Annotated in this window: 15 protein-coding genes; 10 read left to right on the top strand and 5 right to left on the bottom strand. The window is 43.0% G+C overall.

Features of this window, described 5'->3' with window-relative positions:
- The first annotated feature begins 258 nt into the window (after nt 1-258).
- Together AV939_RS18995 and AV939_RS18990 are read left to right on the top strand one after the other, a co-directional pair.
- Nucleotides 259-477, top strand: coding sequence for a hypothetical protein (locus tag AV939_RS18995; protein WP_061998058.1), 219 nt, complete (start codon nt 259-261; stop codon nt 475-477).
- Nucleotides 474-896, top strand: coding sequence for a TraR/DksA C4-type zinc finger protein (locus AV939_RS18990; RefSeq protein WP_061998057.1), 423 nt, complete (start codon nt 474-476; stop codon nt 894-896). Before AV939_RS18995 ends, AV939_RS18990 begins: the two co-directional genes overlap by 4 nt.
- Before the next feature lie 110 nt (nt 897-1006).
- Here AV939_RS18990 and AV939_RS18985 read toward each other — a convergent pair whose 3' ends face one another.
- On the bottom strand, nt 1007-3481 hold the full coding sequence (locus tag AV939_RS18985; RefSeq protein ID WP_061998056.1) for a TonB-dependent receptor: 2475 nt from the start codon (nt 3479-3481) through the stop codon (nt 1007-1009).
- Nucleotides 3482-3711: 230 nt separating this feature from the next.
- Here AV939_RS18985 and AV939_RS18980 point away from each other — a divergent pair, with 230 nt between their 5' ends.
- From AV939_RS18980 to AV939_RS18970, 3 genes are read left to right on the top strand one after another with little or no spacing between them, the layout of a single operon-like run.
- Nucleotides 3712-4302: a ZrgA family zinc uptake protein gene (locus tag AV939_RS18980; protein WP_061998055.1), complete on the top strand. Its 591-nt coding sequence runs from the start codon at nt 3712-3714 to the stop codon at nt 4300-4302.
- Nucleotides 4303-4342: 40 nt separating this feature from the next.
- Entirely contained in the window at nt 4343-4762 is a 420-nt protein-coding gene (locus tag AV939_RS18975; RefSeq protein ID WP_057795394.1) for a MerC domain-containing protein, read from the top strand.
- A gap of 21 nt (nt 4763-4783) precedes the next feature.
- Entirely contained in the window at nt 4784-5908 is a 1125-nt protein-coding gene (locus AV939_RS18970) for a CobW family GTP-binding protein (protein WP_061998054.1), read from the top strand.
- Nucleotides 5909-6021: 113 nt separating this feature from the next.
- On the opposite strand, the gene AV939_RS18965 is transcribed toward AV939_RS18970, so the two are convergent.
- The 3 genes from AV939_RS18965 to AV939_RS18955 are packed head-to-tail and all read right to left on the bottom strand — an operon-like array spanning nt 6022 to nt 7839.
- Entirely contained in the window at nt 6022-6777 is a 756-nt protein-coding gene (locus tag AV939_RS18965) for a DUF3299 domain-containing protein (RefSeq protein ID WP_061998244.1), read from the bottom strand.
- A gap of 15 nt (nt 6778-6792) precedes the next feature.
- Nucleotides 6793-7251, bottom strand: a complete 459-nt coding sequence (locus AV939_RS18960; RefSeq protein ID WP_063456708.1) for a hypothetical protein — start codon at nt 7249-7251, stop codon at nt 6793-6795.
- Nucleotides 7252-7839 carry a DUF3299 domain-containing protein gene (locus AV939_RS18955; protein ID WP_138118171.1) on the bottom strand — a complete coding sequence of 196 codons (588 nt, stop codon included), beginning with the start codon at nt 7837-7839 and terminating at the stop codon, nt 7252-7254. It abuts the gene before it with no gap.
- 204 nt (nt 7840-8043) lie between these two features.
- On the opposite strand from AV939_RS18955, the gene AV939_RS18950 reads away from it, so the two are divergent.
- From AV939_RS18950 to AV939_RS18940, 3 genes are all read left to right on the top strand, one after another.
- Entirely contained in the window at nt 8044-8817 is a 774-nt protein-coding gene (locus AV939_RS18950) for an ABC transporter ATP-binding protein (protein WP_082605011.1), read from the top strand.
- Entirely contained in the window at nt 8817-10052 is a 1236-nt protein-coding gene (locus tag AV939_RS18945) for an ABC transporter permease (protein ID WP_061998053.1), read from the top strand. Before AV939_RS18950 ends, AV939_RS18945 begins: the two co-directional genes overlap by 1 nt.
- Before the next feature lie 153 nt (nt 10053-10205).
- Nucleotides 10206-11198 carry an LLM class flavin-dependent oxidoreductase gene (locus AV939_RS18940; RefSeq protein WP_061998052.1) on the top strand — a complete coding sequence of 331 codons (993 nt, stop codon included), beginning with the start codon at nt 10206-10208 and terminating at the stop codon, nt 11196-11198.
- A gap of 80 nt (nt 11199-11278) precedes the next feature.
- Here AV939_RS18940 and AV939_RS18935 read toward each other — a convergent pair whose 3' ends face one another.
- Nucleotides 11279-11809, bottom strand: coding sequence for a cupin domain-containing protein (locus AV939_RS18935; RefSeq protein ID WP_082746083.1), 531 nt, complete (start codon nt 11807-11809; stop codon nt 11279-11281).
- 437 nt (nt 11810-12246) lie between these two features.
- On the opposite strand from AV939_RS18935, the gene AV939_RS18930 reads away from it, so the two are divergent.
- Nucleotides 12247-13269: an ABC transporter substrate-binding protein gene (locus tag AV939_RS18930; protein WP_061998051.1), complete on the top strand. Its 1023-nt coding sequence runs from the start codon at nt 12247-12249 to the stop codon at nt 13267-13269.
- 38 nt (nt 13270-13307) lie between these two features.
- Complete coding sequence (locus tag AV939_RS18925; RefSeq protein ID WP_061998050.1) at nt 13308-15209, top strand: ATP-binding protein; 1902 nt, start codon at nt 13308-13310, stop codon at nt 15207-15209.
- Nucleotides 15210-15216: the final 7 nt, after the last annotated feature.

Raw genomic sequence — 15216 nt, 5'->3', positions numbered from 1 at the left:
GTCTGTCTGCATTCTATTTTGCTTTGTACTTGAGTAAATCGAGCGCTATTGCATTAATGCGTGTAGTTAGGATTGAGGCATGTTCCTAAATACGCGTGCTAAGAAACTAAGTACTAACACATTAAGTACGCAAGCTAATTTGCATATCTTATTTATGTGATGTTATAACATATCCGTGCGTGGATTTATAATAGCATGGTTTTGTTGTACACAACCTTTGAAATCATATTCTTGGTCTAATTTTAATAAGGTAATAGAATGAAAACGCCAATCATTCCATTAAGTTACGAGCAATGGAAACATTGCATAATAGTAGAGTGTGGTATTCCCCTTACCGCAACTTTTGTCGATGAGCGCATCGCTGCCATGAGCGATGTAAAAAACGAGTACACACGACAGTTTTTAATCTGTTACGGCAAAAATCATTATGAAAACACGCTGCGTTGGCTTACTCAGGCAAAGGAAAGCTTGTCATGAATCAGATACTCGATAAGCAGCAGCTTCTAGATGCACCGGCTGAAGATTATATGAATGATGCTCAATTGGAGTTTTTCAAAGCGTTACTCACCGAATTAAAGAAAAAGACGATGTTGCACATAGAAGAAATGAAGGTGCAATTGAGCGACCCACCGGAGATAAACGATGACGTGGATCGTGCACAATATGAAGAAGACTCACGCATTGGCTTACGTATTCTTGATAGAGAAAGAAAGCTAATACTTAAAATTGATAAATCACTTAGACGCATTACCGAAGGTGATTTTGGCTATTGCCAAGAAACGGGTGAACCTATAGGCATACCTCGGCTTTTGATCAGGCCAATTTCAGAATATTGCGCAGATGTTAAACAAATCAATGAAGGAAAAGAGCGTCATTTTCAACGAGAGCGAAAGTAACTTTCGCCTAAAAATTAAAGTGATAAGGCACGTTAGCAAAAACAAGAATGGCAGTGTTTATACTGCCATTCTACACGTCAAATTTTAACAGCTGCTTTTAAAAACGACTTTTAGAAATACCCCCTCACACCAAGTGCAAAGCTGCGGCCAGGTCGTGGCGCAATATCTTTTAAGAATGAAGTATGTACTCTGGCTTCGGTATCGGTCAGGTTTGTGCCTTTCAAATACACTGAAATATCTTGATTAAGTACATCTAAGTCGTAAGACACACTGGCATCTACTAGGGTGTAGCCATCGGTAGCTGTTTCACCTTCACCAATACGGTCTTGCTCTTCGTAACGTGTAATATCGAGGTGGGCACTTAATCGTTCAGTTTGGTAGCTAAACTGCGTACCAACCCGAAGCGGTGGAGTGCGAGGCAAATCGCCGCCATCTTGTAAACGTGCTCTCACGTAGTCGGCAAATACCGTGGTTTTGAATTCATCTGTGGTTTGCCATGCAACTTGTGCTTCAAAACCATGCAATATTACATCGTCAGTTTTGAAAATATAAACTGGCAGTTCATCAGTGTGTTCGTCGTGATCATCACCACCATCTTCTTCATCATGGTCATGTCCGCTTTCAGCGAAAAGGCCTGTATTGGTTTGGTAGTAATAGTTGTCGATTTGGTTATAAAACGCATTTAATACAAACCCTAAGTTACCTTCGGTTTTACGTAAGGTAAGGTCGATATTATTAGCAGTTTCAAGTTCAATACTGCCTTCACCAAGCTCTATATGCGCTTCGCCTTCTTCTTCATGAAAGGCGAATAAAGCCCCGACTTCATAAGTACTGGTGCCAATATGTGGGCCAAATGACAGTAGCTCAGAGGCTGATGGCGCACGCTCTGAACGAGATACTGAGATACCCACGTTGTAGCCTGGTGCAAAGTCCCATACCAAACCCGCCGAGATGCTTAATGCAGTAAAGGATTCATCGATAGGAAATACTAGAGTGTCTTCATGCTCTTCATCATGATCGTCGTCGTGGGCATCTTCATCGTGGCCATCATCATCATGCTCTTCGTCATGATCATGTGTATCCAAAGAAGGCAATAAAACGTTATCAGCTTCTAGCGATACATGCTCTATACGGGCACCGAGTTGAACAAGTACTTCATCAAAGCGCTTTTCTTCCATGATGGCCATCGCAAAGGTTTCAGTAACCGAAGGGGGAGTAAAGGCTTCTTCACCTTGGGCTGATGCATCGCTGTTTTTGTAATGAAAGCTTACCGCGCCGTTCCAGTCATTCATTGGCGCGTGTAAAACATCGAGTTTTAATTCATGGGTCTCATTTTCAAACAAGGTGCCCGTTTCACCGTGCTCAATTTCAGCGTGTTCATAGTCGGTAAACCCACCCCGTAACTGAATTTGTTTTACCCAACTGCCTTCAACATTGTACTCACCTTGAAGTTGAACTCGGGTTTGCTCTAAATCGGCGAAAACGGATTCTTCTTCATGGTGCTCTTCTTCTAAGCCTTCTTCATGGTCGTCATCATGTTCTTCTTCGCCATGGGTGTGACCAGGAATGCCGTATTCACGATTAAATTGCTCAACTGAAAGCCCTACATAGCCTTTATCAAACAAGTAACTGGTGCCAACGGTGAAGCCACTCGACGCTTCGTTGCTGTTCTCTACTACTCGCGCCTGATCTTCATCATGCTCTTCTTCGTCATGATCGTCGTGCTCTACTTCAGGTGAAACAGGAACATCGTAGTCATTAGATTCGCGCCAATACCCATCGGCATAAAAGGCGAAAGACTCATTCCCCGTGGTTACATTGAAAGAGCCAAGCTGCTGGTCATCAACCGAGTTGGTTTCAAGTAACCATTCGCCTCGCGTTGTACTGTCGGTAGGTATGCGACCATCTACTACATTCACAACACCGCCAACTGCGCCACTACCGTAGAACAAGGTTGCTGGGCCACGAAGAACTTCAATTTGCTGGGCCGTTGATGCCTCTGATGCCACCGAATGATCAGGGCCTACTCGTGAAACATCGCTCACATCTAAACCATTTTGCGCAATAAGTACTCTTGGGCCACTTAACCCACGAATAACAGGTGTACTGGCTACCTTTGCGTGAAAGCTAGTATGTACACCGGCCACTTTTTCTAAACTATCGCCTAGGGTAGATGTTTGTTGGCGGCGAAGCGTATCGCCTGCCAACACACTAACCGGTGATGCAGATTCCATCACTGACAAATGAATGGGCGTAGCAAGTACGTCCACCACTTCAATTGGAGAACGATTTAGCGTAAATGAAAGTTGCAGCGGCTCGCCTTCTACCAGCGTAATATCTTGATGAAGGTGTGCAAAGTTGGGTGCCGAAATATGCAACTCGGCTTTGCCGTTACTCACATCACGTAGCGAGAATTTTCCATCACTGTTGGTTACCGTGCTTTGATTAGTTCCTTCTACTTCAACCTTTGCTCCTGCTACGGCATTGCCATTTTTATTAAGCACAGTGCCTTCTATGGTTTGTGCTAACGCGCTTGTTGATAACAATGCGCTTACTAATGCTGCTACCTTGGTGACCCTAATCATTCCTAACCCCGATACTAAGTTATAATTTCAATCTTATTTTGTGTTATGTTATAATGTATCAAAATGAAATCAATAGATAATTCAGAAATAGTTCAAGAAGCGTGAAAATTTCACGTATGTTAACTGACTTATTCTATGCAGGGATTCACAATACTGGACTAGCGTGTATACATACTACTTCGGTCAAAAGTCGTCGCTCATCATTGAAAAATATATAAGAAGGTAGATTCATGAAAAAGCCCCATATAGCGGTCTCTTTACTCTTATTTTCTAGTTTAGGATTTACAGTAAATGCGCAGCAGCATGTACACGGGCAAGGCGAGCTTTTGGTTTCTCAAGAGGGAAACATGCTTCACCTTCAGCTTGTATTACCTGCAGCAGACGCCCTTGGTTTTGAGCACGAGCCTGAAACCACTGAACAACTTAATAGTCAAAATTTGCTTGCCGAACGTTTCACATTAAATACCAATGTGATTGATGTAGAGGGTAAATGCGAATTAGTGAATGTTGAGCACACATTAGAAACGCATGATGATCATCATGAAAGCGGCCACGACGAAGCACATAACGAAGCTCACGAGGGCGAACATGCTTCGCATAAAGAACATGACGAGCACGAAGATCATGAAGAACACGAAGAAGAAAATCATCAAAATATAGAAGTTGAATATCAATTTCATTGTGATGATGTGGTGTCGGGCATTACTGTTGCCCTATTTGAATCCATGCCATCGCTAAGCGCTATTCAAGCTCAGTGGATCACCGAGCGTGGACAAGGTCTTTCAGAGTTATCTGCCGGTAAGCCAACGTTAAGCTGGTAAGCTAAAAATCGGGTAGGTTAAAGATAAGGAACCATACTGAATGAATTTTCAAAAAATAAGCGATAAAGCTGCCATAGCCCTGTCTATGTTATGCGTGGTGCATTGCTTATTGTTGCCTGTTTTATTAATTCTGCTTCCCCCGTTAGCAGGGGCTTTAGCTTTTGATGATGAGTTATTTCATAAAACGTTGTTATTCTTTGTTGTGCCCATTAGTGTCATTGCACTCATGATGGGGTACTTTTATCACCGAAATCATACCATGCTGTTAATCGGTGGTATGGGACTCTCTTTGCTTATTCTAGCCGTTGTATTAGGACATGACGTGTTAGGCGAATACGGCGAAGTGGTGTTAACGGTAATAGGCTCTAGCTTCATCGCATTTAGTCATATTCGAAATCTTAGGCTGCGCAGCCAAACAGATAATGAAACCGATTATCCGCACATCATTACACATAAATAACGGCGTACAGGAAGGGTGTGTATGACAACAGGTAAGCCTGAAAAATTAAGTGCTATTCCAACTAATATTATTAGTGGTTTTTTGGGTGTAGGAAAAACAAGCGCCATTTTATCCTTACTAGAAGCTAAGCCAGAAAATGAGCGGTGGGCTGTTTTAGTCAATGAGTTTGGCGAAATTGGTATAGATGGTGGCTTTTTTGAGGGCGTTCATACCGAACAAAGCGGTGTGTTTGTGCGTGAAGTACCAGGCGGTTGTATGTGCTGTGCATCAGGATTGTCTATGCAAATTGCGCTTAATCAGTTGCTTGCGCGATCTCGACCCCATCGTTTATTAATAGAGCCTACGGGGCTAGGGCACCCAAGAGAAGTATTAGAAGTGTTATCTGCCGAGCATTATCAAGAGGTGCTCAATATTCAAAAGAATATCACTTTGGTTGATGCCAGAAAGCTTACAGATATACGCTATACCCTGCATGAGACGTTTAATCAGCAAATTGATGTTGCGGATATTGTCGTAGGTAATAAAGAAGATTTGTACCAAGAGGAATCTAAGCAGCTGCTCATTGATTATGTTGCTAACCGCCGCAATCCCATGCCTGATATTGTTTTTGCACAACATGGAAAGTTAGCGCCATCGTTGCTAGACGGTGCTTCTGATGTGGTTAAAGCAATGAAGCAACCTATACCTCACCATTCTCATGATGACGAACATCATACTCATGAAAACACTGATAGCGCTGATCACGATCATCACCACAAGTACAATCAAGCGCGCAATATTAACGATATGCCCCTACCACAAAGCGGCTTTGTTAAAATTGAAAATAGCGGAGAAGGCTTTCAAAGTATGGGGTGGCGTTTTTCGCCTTACATTGTATTTAACCGAAGCGCGCTGCATGACTGGTTAGACAAGCTCCGACTAGACAAACTAAAAGTGGAAAGGCTTAAAGCAATTATGATCACTAGTGAAGGTATTTTCAGCTACAACATTGTAGATGATGCAATATCAGAAAAAGAATTGGATGATTGTTTAGAAAGCCGTATAGAAGTGATTATTAATGAACAGGTTGCTTCTAAGGCGGGCGCTGATGACATTAGTGGTATGTGGGAGCAACAATTAGTTGCTTGCCAACTAGATGAAAACTAGAAGCTCGCAAAACACCTACTAAATGCCCTTTAGACGCTATAAACACCCATGAACATAGCTAACAAATATTTATCAGCGTTTTTGGAAAAATAACGCCTATTCTCTGAATAAGCCTAGTGAGCACGAAAGTCATCGGGCTGACCATGGTAAGCCTTTATGTCGTATACGTTTAGGGTATAAGCTGAGGTTCCAAGAGGGTCTTCAAACATGCCTTGTTCTAAAATACCCGTTAAGGTAAATGCATCGGCCAAATTGTGATGAGCAAATCCATCGGGCAGTTGTACAAAAATAATTTGATTGGGTGGGGGAGGTGGAAAATGAATACAGGCGCCGTAGTAAGGCACTACGAAAAAGCTCTGCAATGTGCGATCTTCATTCACTTCTATCGGAACAATAAAGCCAGAAATAGAAATTGCTTTGCCTAAAACGGTTTGTACTATGTTGGTTGAGTGAAGGGCTGATTTGTAATTTTCATCACTACTGGCTTGAATAGATAACAGCAGCTGATTCGTTATAGACTGAACGGTGCCGATTTGAGCCGGCGATAATTCACTTGCAGCATTACCCGATTGATATTGACGTAACGTAGCTTCTTCTTGTTCAGGCAGTAAGTCTTGCCAACCTAAACGTAGCACACTTTTTTGTTCAACTTCTTGGCTGAATAAGGCCTGTAACCTAGGGGTGCTGGTCTGGTACAGCGCTTCGCTTGTGGTAAATTGGTGTTTTATGCTGGGCCAATAAAGTTGAACTAGCCTAGCGAACACACTGCCAGCCACTAAGAAAAGTAAAAGGAGTAGTACGGTCTTAAGTGGCTTGCGCTTAGCGTTAATTGCAGCTTGCCTCTTATCTTTAGCTGTGACTTTACTCACACCTTTATCCACTTTTTATGCTGAGCGCAGTTCAATTTTCTGATTTAGTGAAAAAGGCTTACCGTCACTCAATCCATTTATTTGAATTGAAATGTGCGACGAGCCTGGGCGCTTTACCGTAAATGTTAAGTTGTAAACGCCAGAATCTTGTTCCAGCAATACCGCGCTTTCGCCCACTATTTCTACGTCATCGCTACCTATAAAACTCACATTTACATCACGATAGCGTAGCGGTATTACGTAAGATATTTTGGCTGTGGCGGCCTCATCAACAACAACATCCACCTGTTTAGCGTGTTTAACCGACAGGGTCTTAAAAGCTGACGCCTGATAATGTTGCTGAGCAAGGGGGTGTAATCGGTTAAAGCCAAAACCCATATTACCACCACCATGCAGGTCGCACGCATGCGCGGCAGAAACAACCGTTAAAGAGGCAAGCAGGGTAGATAATAGTTTATTAAATCGTGTCATCATTTATCCCTCGTAAGGTTGCACATTAACGTGCTCTAAACGGTACGCTGCGGTGCCCATTGCATTTTCAGTAGTGTCGATAGCCAAGGTACCTTCAAACCAGAATGGATCGTATAAGCTTTCTAGCTCAACACCTTCCTCAACACTTACGTAAATAATTTGATTGGGCGGTGGTGGCGGCATATGAATGCACGCACCGAAGTAAGGTACGATAAAAAACTCTGTGACCATTTTCGACTCGCTACTTTCAAGCGGAACAATAAAACCAGGAATACGGATAGGCTTATTCTCAAAGGTTTTAACAACTTGCGTAGATGTCAGTGCCTGTTGAAAACGGTTAGTGGTTTCGTTGTCAAATTCCTGGTTACCAAAGGCTTCCACTGAATCTTCTTGAGAACCATCTTCAATACCGGCTAAATAATCCGGCGGATTGAGCAGTGCTGCCAAATCTTCCTCAGGCATTAGCTGTGTCCATTCTACTTCTTGATAGTCAGGCGCTTCGATATCTTCTGCATATGTTGTAGGATAAAAAAGCATGCCTGCTATCGCGACAAAAATACCAATGCGGGCGCTTAAGAAGAACTTCATCATTTTATTTAGCCAAGAATTATTATAACAGTTAGTGTAAAACGTTATAACATAACGGTTTCAGATTGTACATTTGAAGTCTAGCTAAGCATACTCTTACGCCAAGTTAGGCTTAGTTTCGGCTTAAATGGCGGCCTAATAGAATGAGAGGCCGCTACATCAACTTTTACGCAAACATGGCGTAATGCAAAAAGGAGATGATTTACATTGTCAGCAGCACCAGAGCAACCTTTGAAAAATGAAGCAGACTCCAATAAAGCAGCGCCTAACCAAGGCAATGCTATTGCGCTAAATGACGTTAATTATCATTATGCAGATGCAAACAGCAGTGGGTTGCATATACCCACGTGGAAGGTGAATTACGGTGATCGTGTTTTCTTACATGGTCATTCAGGCTCTGGCAAAACTACCTTGCTTAACTTGCTAGCGGGGGTGCTAACGCCACAAAGCGGCGAATTATCATTACTTGGCAAGCCCTTTTCAGCTCTATCAGCCAGGCAAAGAGATAAGTTTCGCGCGCAGCATATTGGCGTGGTATTTCAGCAATTCAATCTAATTCCTTACCTAAGCGTGCTTAAAAATATTGAACTGGCCACTTACTTTGCAAAAGCGGGCAAAACCAATATAACCGATGCAGCCGAAGCGCTGCTTACCGGGCTTAATTTGCCCGCTACTATTTTGCAGCAGCCTGCTAATGCGTTGAGTGTAGGTCAACAGCAGCGTGTAGCCATTGCCCGAGCGTTAATCAACAAGCCCGAAATATTGCTTGTTGATGAACCTACATCTGCTTTAGATGCTGCCGCACGAGACGCCTTTATGACCATTCTCATCGACATGTGTAAGCAGCACAACACAACACTCATATTTGTAAGTCACGATATGTATTTGAAAAAGTTTTTTGAAACTAGTGTAGAGATGTCTTCGCTAAAAGGGTCTTCGCTAAAACAGTCTTCACTAATACAGCCAGCGGAGACCAAGTAATGTTAGTGTCTTTAGCGTGGAGTAGCTTAGGTAGTCGCAGAAAATCAGTGGTATTAACGTTTCTTTCGCTGCTCATTAGTATTAGCGTATTGCTAAGCGTTGAGCACATTCGCCAGCAGGCAAAAGAGAGCTTTAACCGAACTATTTCAGATGTTGACCTTATCGTTGGCGCACCAAGCGGTCAGCTAAATCTTTTATTGTATTCAGTTTTCAGGATGGGAAGCCCCACCAGTAACATCAAATATGAAAGCTATGAAGCACTGCAAGAAAGTCAATTAGTGGACTGGGCAATTCCTATCTCGTTAGGGGATTCTCACCGCGGCTTTCGGGTAATGGGAACAAACGATAACTATTTTCAGCATTTTAAGTCTGGTAACAAGCAAGCGCTCAGTTTTCAAAACGGTCAGGCCTTCGCGAGCTTATTTGAAGCTGTGATAGGCGCCGATGTGGCCAAAGTGCTGGGTTATAAAGTGGGAGATAGTGTGGTGATATCTCATGGTATTGGTAACACCAGTTTTACCAATCATGATAACACCCCTTTCACTATTACCGGCATACTTGCAGCCACTGGCACACCGGTGGATAAAACCGTGCACGTAAGCTTAAACGCAATTGAAGCTATTCATTTGTCGGCATCAAAGCAAAACCAATTACTCAATGATGCAGCCTCGGTAAATACCACGCCAGACAGTGTAACGGCGGTCATGCTTGGGCTTACCTCAAAATTTGCTACGTTTAAACTTCAGCGCGATATCAACAACTATAAAACCGACAGGCTTATGGCTATCCTTCCTGGTGTGGCACTGACCGAGCTTTGGCAAATGATGGGCACGGTAGAAAACCTACTGCGCGTTATCAGTATCTTGGTGCTCATATCTTCATTGTTTGGCTTATCGACCATGTTGCTAGCGTCTATGCAGCAACGGAAAAACGAGATTGCTGTTTTGCGTGTATTAGGTGCAGGCCCTAGGGTTATCTTTACCTTGGTATTAGTAGAAGCGCTCATTTTAGTGTTGTTAGCTATTGTGGCAGCAATAGTTTTACTTAGCGTAACGTTAACCTTATCGAGCGATTGGCTGGCGTCGCAATATGGTCTATTTTTAAGTGCTAATTTTCTGACGGTAGAAACGCTGAAAGTGGTAAGTGTGATCACCTTAGCAGCTATTGTTACCTCGGCGATACCGGCATTTGAAGCGTATAAAAATGCACTTCACAGTTCACTTTCAGCAAGGTAATTGGGTTGGCAAAGTAACTGGGTGTGCAAAGTACTGGGTCTGAAAATTTGCTAAGTAATGCCTGATATCGCGAATCTGGGGTGAACCATGGCAAAGCACTTCGGCGTATATTGAGTTTGCGATACACTGCAAAAAACGTTTATGAGGTTAGCCATGTCATTACCCCTATCACTACTCGATCTTGCCCCTATTTGTGAAGGGCAGAGCATCAGCAATGCATTAAGTAACTCTAGGGAGTTAGCGAAGCAAGCTGAGCGTAGTGGGTATCATCGTGTGTGGTTGGCTGAACATCACGGCATGCATGGCGTGGCAAGTTCTGCTACCGCCATTATGTTAGGCAATATTGCCGGCGCTACCAATCATATTCGTGTAGGTGCAGGTGGTGTCATGTTGCCTAATCATGCGCCTTTAGTGATTGCCGAGCAATTCGGTACGCTTGAAACTTTATATCCTGGGCGTATTGATTTAGGGCTTGGCCGAGCGCCAGGTACCGACATGGCTACCGCAAAAGCATTACGACGCAACCTTAATGGCAACGTCCATGTCGACACTTACCCCGATGACATAAAAGAGCTTCAACATTATTTAGGTACGCCAGTGCCTGGGCAGAAAATTATCGCTGTGCCGGGTGCTAACACACATATTCCGTTATGGTTGTTAGGTTCAAGTTTATACAGTGCGCAATTGGCAGCATCGGTAGGCTTGCCTTATTCTTTTGCGTCACACTTTGCGCCAGACCAGCTGTTCGATGCCTTGCATGTGTATCGTTCTATGTTTACACCATCAGATACCCAAGAATCACCCTATGTGATGGCAGGGGTAATGGCGGTAGTGGCCGATACCGATGAAGAGGCACAGTATCTTTTCACCTCGGTACAACAGCAGTTTATGAATATGCGCCGAGGGCTTAACAAGCCGTTTGCTAAACCCGTAGACGATTTATCGGCAATTTGCAGCGAAGCAGATTACGCCATGTTGTCTCATGTATTACGTTATGCACTGGTGGGTTCAAAAGCCACGGTTGCCGCACAGTTAGCTAAATTTGTAGAGGCAACTGAAGTGGATGAGGTGATTGTTTCAATGCCAATTCATAACCTAGAAGCTAGGCTGAAAAGCGTGGCACTTTTGGCTGAAATAAACATCTAGCTGAAATAGGGATTAAAGCAAACCTGAGTAACAATAAATAAGCCTGTTTCTAACAGGCTTATTTATTTGAATTGGCGTTTCTATTTCTTATTCGCAAGGCGTTCGATAAGCGCCTTGTGCTGCGGAAATTTTTCTAACAATTCATGCTGAAAAACTTCAATCATATCTTCAGGCTCCCACCCAGGGGATACAGCTTCGCTCACCAACCCGTAGTCGCCATCAGTTAACTCGGCCGCTTTAAAAGTGCCTCCAGGTACAGCTAGCTGCAACTGCTGGCCGTTGGCAATATCAGGCCCTACTACCACTTTTTCGTAATGACCATCTGGGTAAATCATATGGTAAGTAATGGGCGAGCCCATGTGATAAAACTCAATACCATCGGAATACTTAGTATGAAAGTGGTCAATACTGTTGTCGTTGGTAAGCATGTAATAAATAGCGGTCATGGTGGTGCGTTCACCACGCGACGTTGTTACTTTGTCTCTGTGATCTGCTTTAAAGCTTTGGCGAAAATAACCACCTTCAAAATGATGAGAGAGGTTGAGCTGTTCAATGACTTGTTCTTTCGTTAAGGTCTTCATTTTTTCGTTTGTCACTGTCTTGTCTGTCATGCTCCCGTCCTTGAATGTTTCGTTCATAATTTCGTTGCTAGCTAAAGGCGAAAAGCTTGCCAGACACAGGCTTAAACATAGACCTAACGTTGTCATTTTATTGCTACTGCATGTATTTTGTATAGTACTAGGCATAAGAGATTTTATTCGCCTCATAATATGGTTATTATCCTTAATAGACTTGGCCGTAACGGGTTAGCCATGTTGCATGGCCCTTTAATCATAGCGACCCTTTAATCATAGTGGGTCTGAACCATAGAAAGCTTAGTCAGCGAGGGCAATTTTTAACGCTTACCTAGCATAAACTATCTAAAACAAACTTATGGGTATTTTAAGCCTATATTATACGAACTTCGGCTATGCAGCGGAGTCGATTAACACTATGATATTTCAAACTAATCACCTACTCACTAGCTTAACAGTTGGGCTAAATAAAGATGAAAAAAATGTCACTACTCGTCACGAGTATACTCCTTTGCTTTATGTTTCACGCTCAAGTAGAAGCTCAACCATTACGGGTGGCGATCATTGAAACAAGCCCCTTGCCCATAGTGACAAATACAAGAGATGCATTTATCGATGAACTTACATTGATTATGCCTGAACATGAAATAGACATAGAAATATATAACGCTCAGGGATTAGAAGAGCAAGCGAGAACCATAGTGCAAACTATTACGGAAAACGGTGCGCCGGACCTGCTAGTGCCAATCGCAACGCTTGCCACAAGAGCGGTTTACAACTTTTCAGCGGCTTCTGAAATCCCTACTTTATTCATGACAGTGGCAGACCCAGTTAAAGAGGGCATAGTCACTGCGTTTGGCGAACGTAGCGTATCAAACATAACCGGTGAGTCTCACGTATTAGATGCCAAAGTAAAATTGGATATGCTTGATGGCTTACTAAAAGCCTCTGCACTGGAAGAGCCGATTACTATTGGGTTAGTGCATTCTGACTACCCGTCTTCAAAAAGTTCTGTAGAAAGCCTATTAGCACTCGAGAGCCAGTATGATAACGTGAAGTTCGTGGCTGTAAGGACCGCTTACGTTGAAGGCACCTCAGGGTTAGACGCTATGCGTGATGGTGTTGTGGAAGCGCTCAAAGAAAAAGTAGAAACATCCGGCGTTGATACCTATTGGCTTTCCACTGGCCCCTTGCTTCAAGCCAACGATCTCATCAATGTTATTTACAAAGAAACTAAACTATTGCCGGTTTTTGCCGAAAGTATAGAGTCAGTGCAGCAAGGAGCGTTACTTGGCGTTGTAGCAGATGAAAAAAGTATTGGGAAATCAGGTGCCTTACGGGCCAAAAGAATTTTAAGTGGCGAGAAGGCCAATAGCATGCCTGTCACTAGAATGGATAAATACACCATAGGGGTGAATGTATCTACCGCCATAAAGATGCATATTCCTATTCCGTCATCGTATTTAAAGTTATCGAAAAATCACGTTTATCAATAAAGACCTAATTTACCAACAAAGAGTAGTACCAGATATCTATGCGAATTAAGTCGAAGCTTTTAGCTATATATATCCCCATTCTGTTTACAGGGATGGCGCTAACGGGCTATTGGGCCTATTTGACGGCTTATGACTCAGTGAGAGAGCGAGAGTATCAGTTACTTACCCAAACCTTGTCACTCACCTTTATTGAGTTTGTGCGAGAGCGGCACGAACTGCTGGTGGATTCGGGTTTAGAGAATGTGCCGGTATTTCGAGATGCTTATCAAAAAGAGGTATTTGACGAGCTAGCAGAGCTTCATGAGTCCACCGGTAAGCATTTTGCGGTAAGTGATAAGTCTACTGGCGCTGAGCTATTTAGCACCTATGAAGCGTGGGCGCCCATCAATACCGCCAACGCCACTATCACCACCATTAATGCTACCGATATTGCATTTGGTGAATCTGAGTGGAGAGATCAAGATGTCCTCTTTGCCTGTAGCAAGTTCGACCCATGGAACTGGAAACTTACAGTTAGCCAATCTACCGATGAACTAGAATCGTCATTATCAAAAATAGCGTGGCTAACCATTGCTATTACCCTGTTTACGGTCATTTTAGTGAGTTTATCCATAGGGAAAATCACTCAGTATTTTGTGATATCCCCTATTGGCAAAATTAAAGATGCAACGAGCAGTATCGCCGGTAATCATAAACGGGTAAGCATCGATGTTAGCGGGAAAGATGAACTGAGTGACTTAGCCCAAGATGTAGAAGCCATGTCTGCAGACATCGAAAATTATGTGGAACGGGCACAAGCTGCTAATAAAGCCAAAACGGACTTTCTTGCCGTTATGAGCCATGAAATTCGCACGCCGTTAAATGGTATTCAAGGCCTTGCTACTTTACTGCTAGATACGCCGTTAGACGACAAGCAAAAGCAATATGCGTCAGATTTACGTTCTTCAGCTACTATTCTTGCCAATGTAATCAATGATGTACTCGATTTATCTAAGATTGAATCTGGTATGTCAGAAGTTGATGTTACCGAATTTAATTTAGATAACATGCTGAACGATCTTATTACCTTGCTAGGCATCAATGCGAGTGCAAACCATACGCGGTTAGAATATAAAAGTAAGAATTTAGACTCGGTAATGGTCACCAGTGACGTAACTAAATTGCGCCAAATAGTGATTAACCTTGCCAGTAATGCCATCAAGTTCACACACAAAGGCACAGTGACGGTTACTGCGAGTCTGAAAAAAGTCGCTGGGAAGTTGGTAGAAGAAAATCGCTTGGTCATTTCTGTGAAAGATACTGGAATTGGTATAGAGCCAGATAGGCTTGAACATATTTTTGATAAGTTTACGCAATCTGATTCTTCAATTTCACGTCGTTATGGTGGTACAGGGTTAGGTTTATCCATTGCCAAAGAGCTTTCGCAGATATTAGGTGGCGATGTCAAAGTCACGAGCCGAGTGGGTGAAGGGTCGTGTTTTACGATGTCTGCCATTGTAAGCGCCCGAGTTATCGACAGTGCGTCACTGCAAGAAGCGCAAAGTAACCTAAATAAAAATACAATCCTCAAACCGGGTATTAGCGTATTACTGGCAGAAGATAATGCGATAAATGCCGTGGTTGCTCAGGCACTATTAGAGCAGCTTGGGTGTACTGTTACTCATGTCGACAACGGTTTAAAAGCGGCCGTTAAAGTTGAAGAAGAGGCGTTCGACGTTATCTTTATGGATATTCATATGCCAGTGATGGATGGTGTTGAAGCCACTAAGCGTATTCGAAATTTACCAAGTGACGTAAGCCAAATTCCTATTATTGGGCTTACAGCAGAAGCCTTTAAAGAGCGCCATGATGCCTTTAAACAGGACGGTATGAACGACGTGGTCACCAAACCTATCACCATTGAAGCATTAAAAGGTAGTCTACTTAAGCTAGCCTTATAGAAGCGTC

The sequence above is a fragment of the Alteromonas sp. Mac1 genome, from assembly GCF_001562125.1.
Taxonomy (GTDB): domain Bacteria; phylum Pseudomonadota; class Gammaproteobacteria; order Enterobacterales; family Alteromonadaceae; genus Alteromonas; species Alteromonas stellipolaris.
The sequence above is the reverse complement of the archived record's forward strand: the minus strand, read 5'-3'. Positions and strand labels throughout refer to the sequence as shown.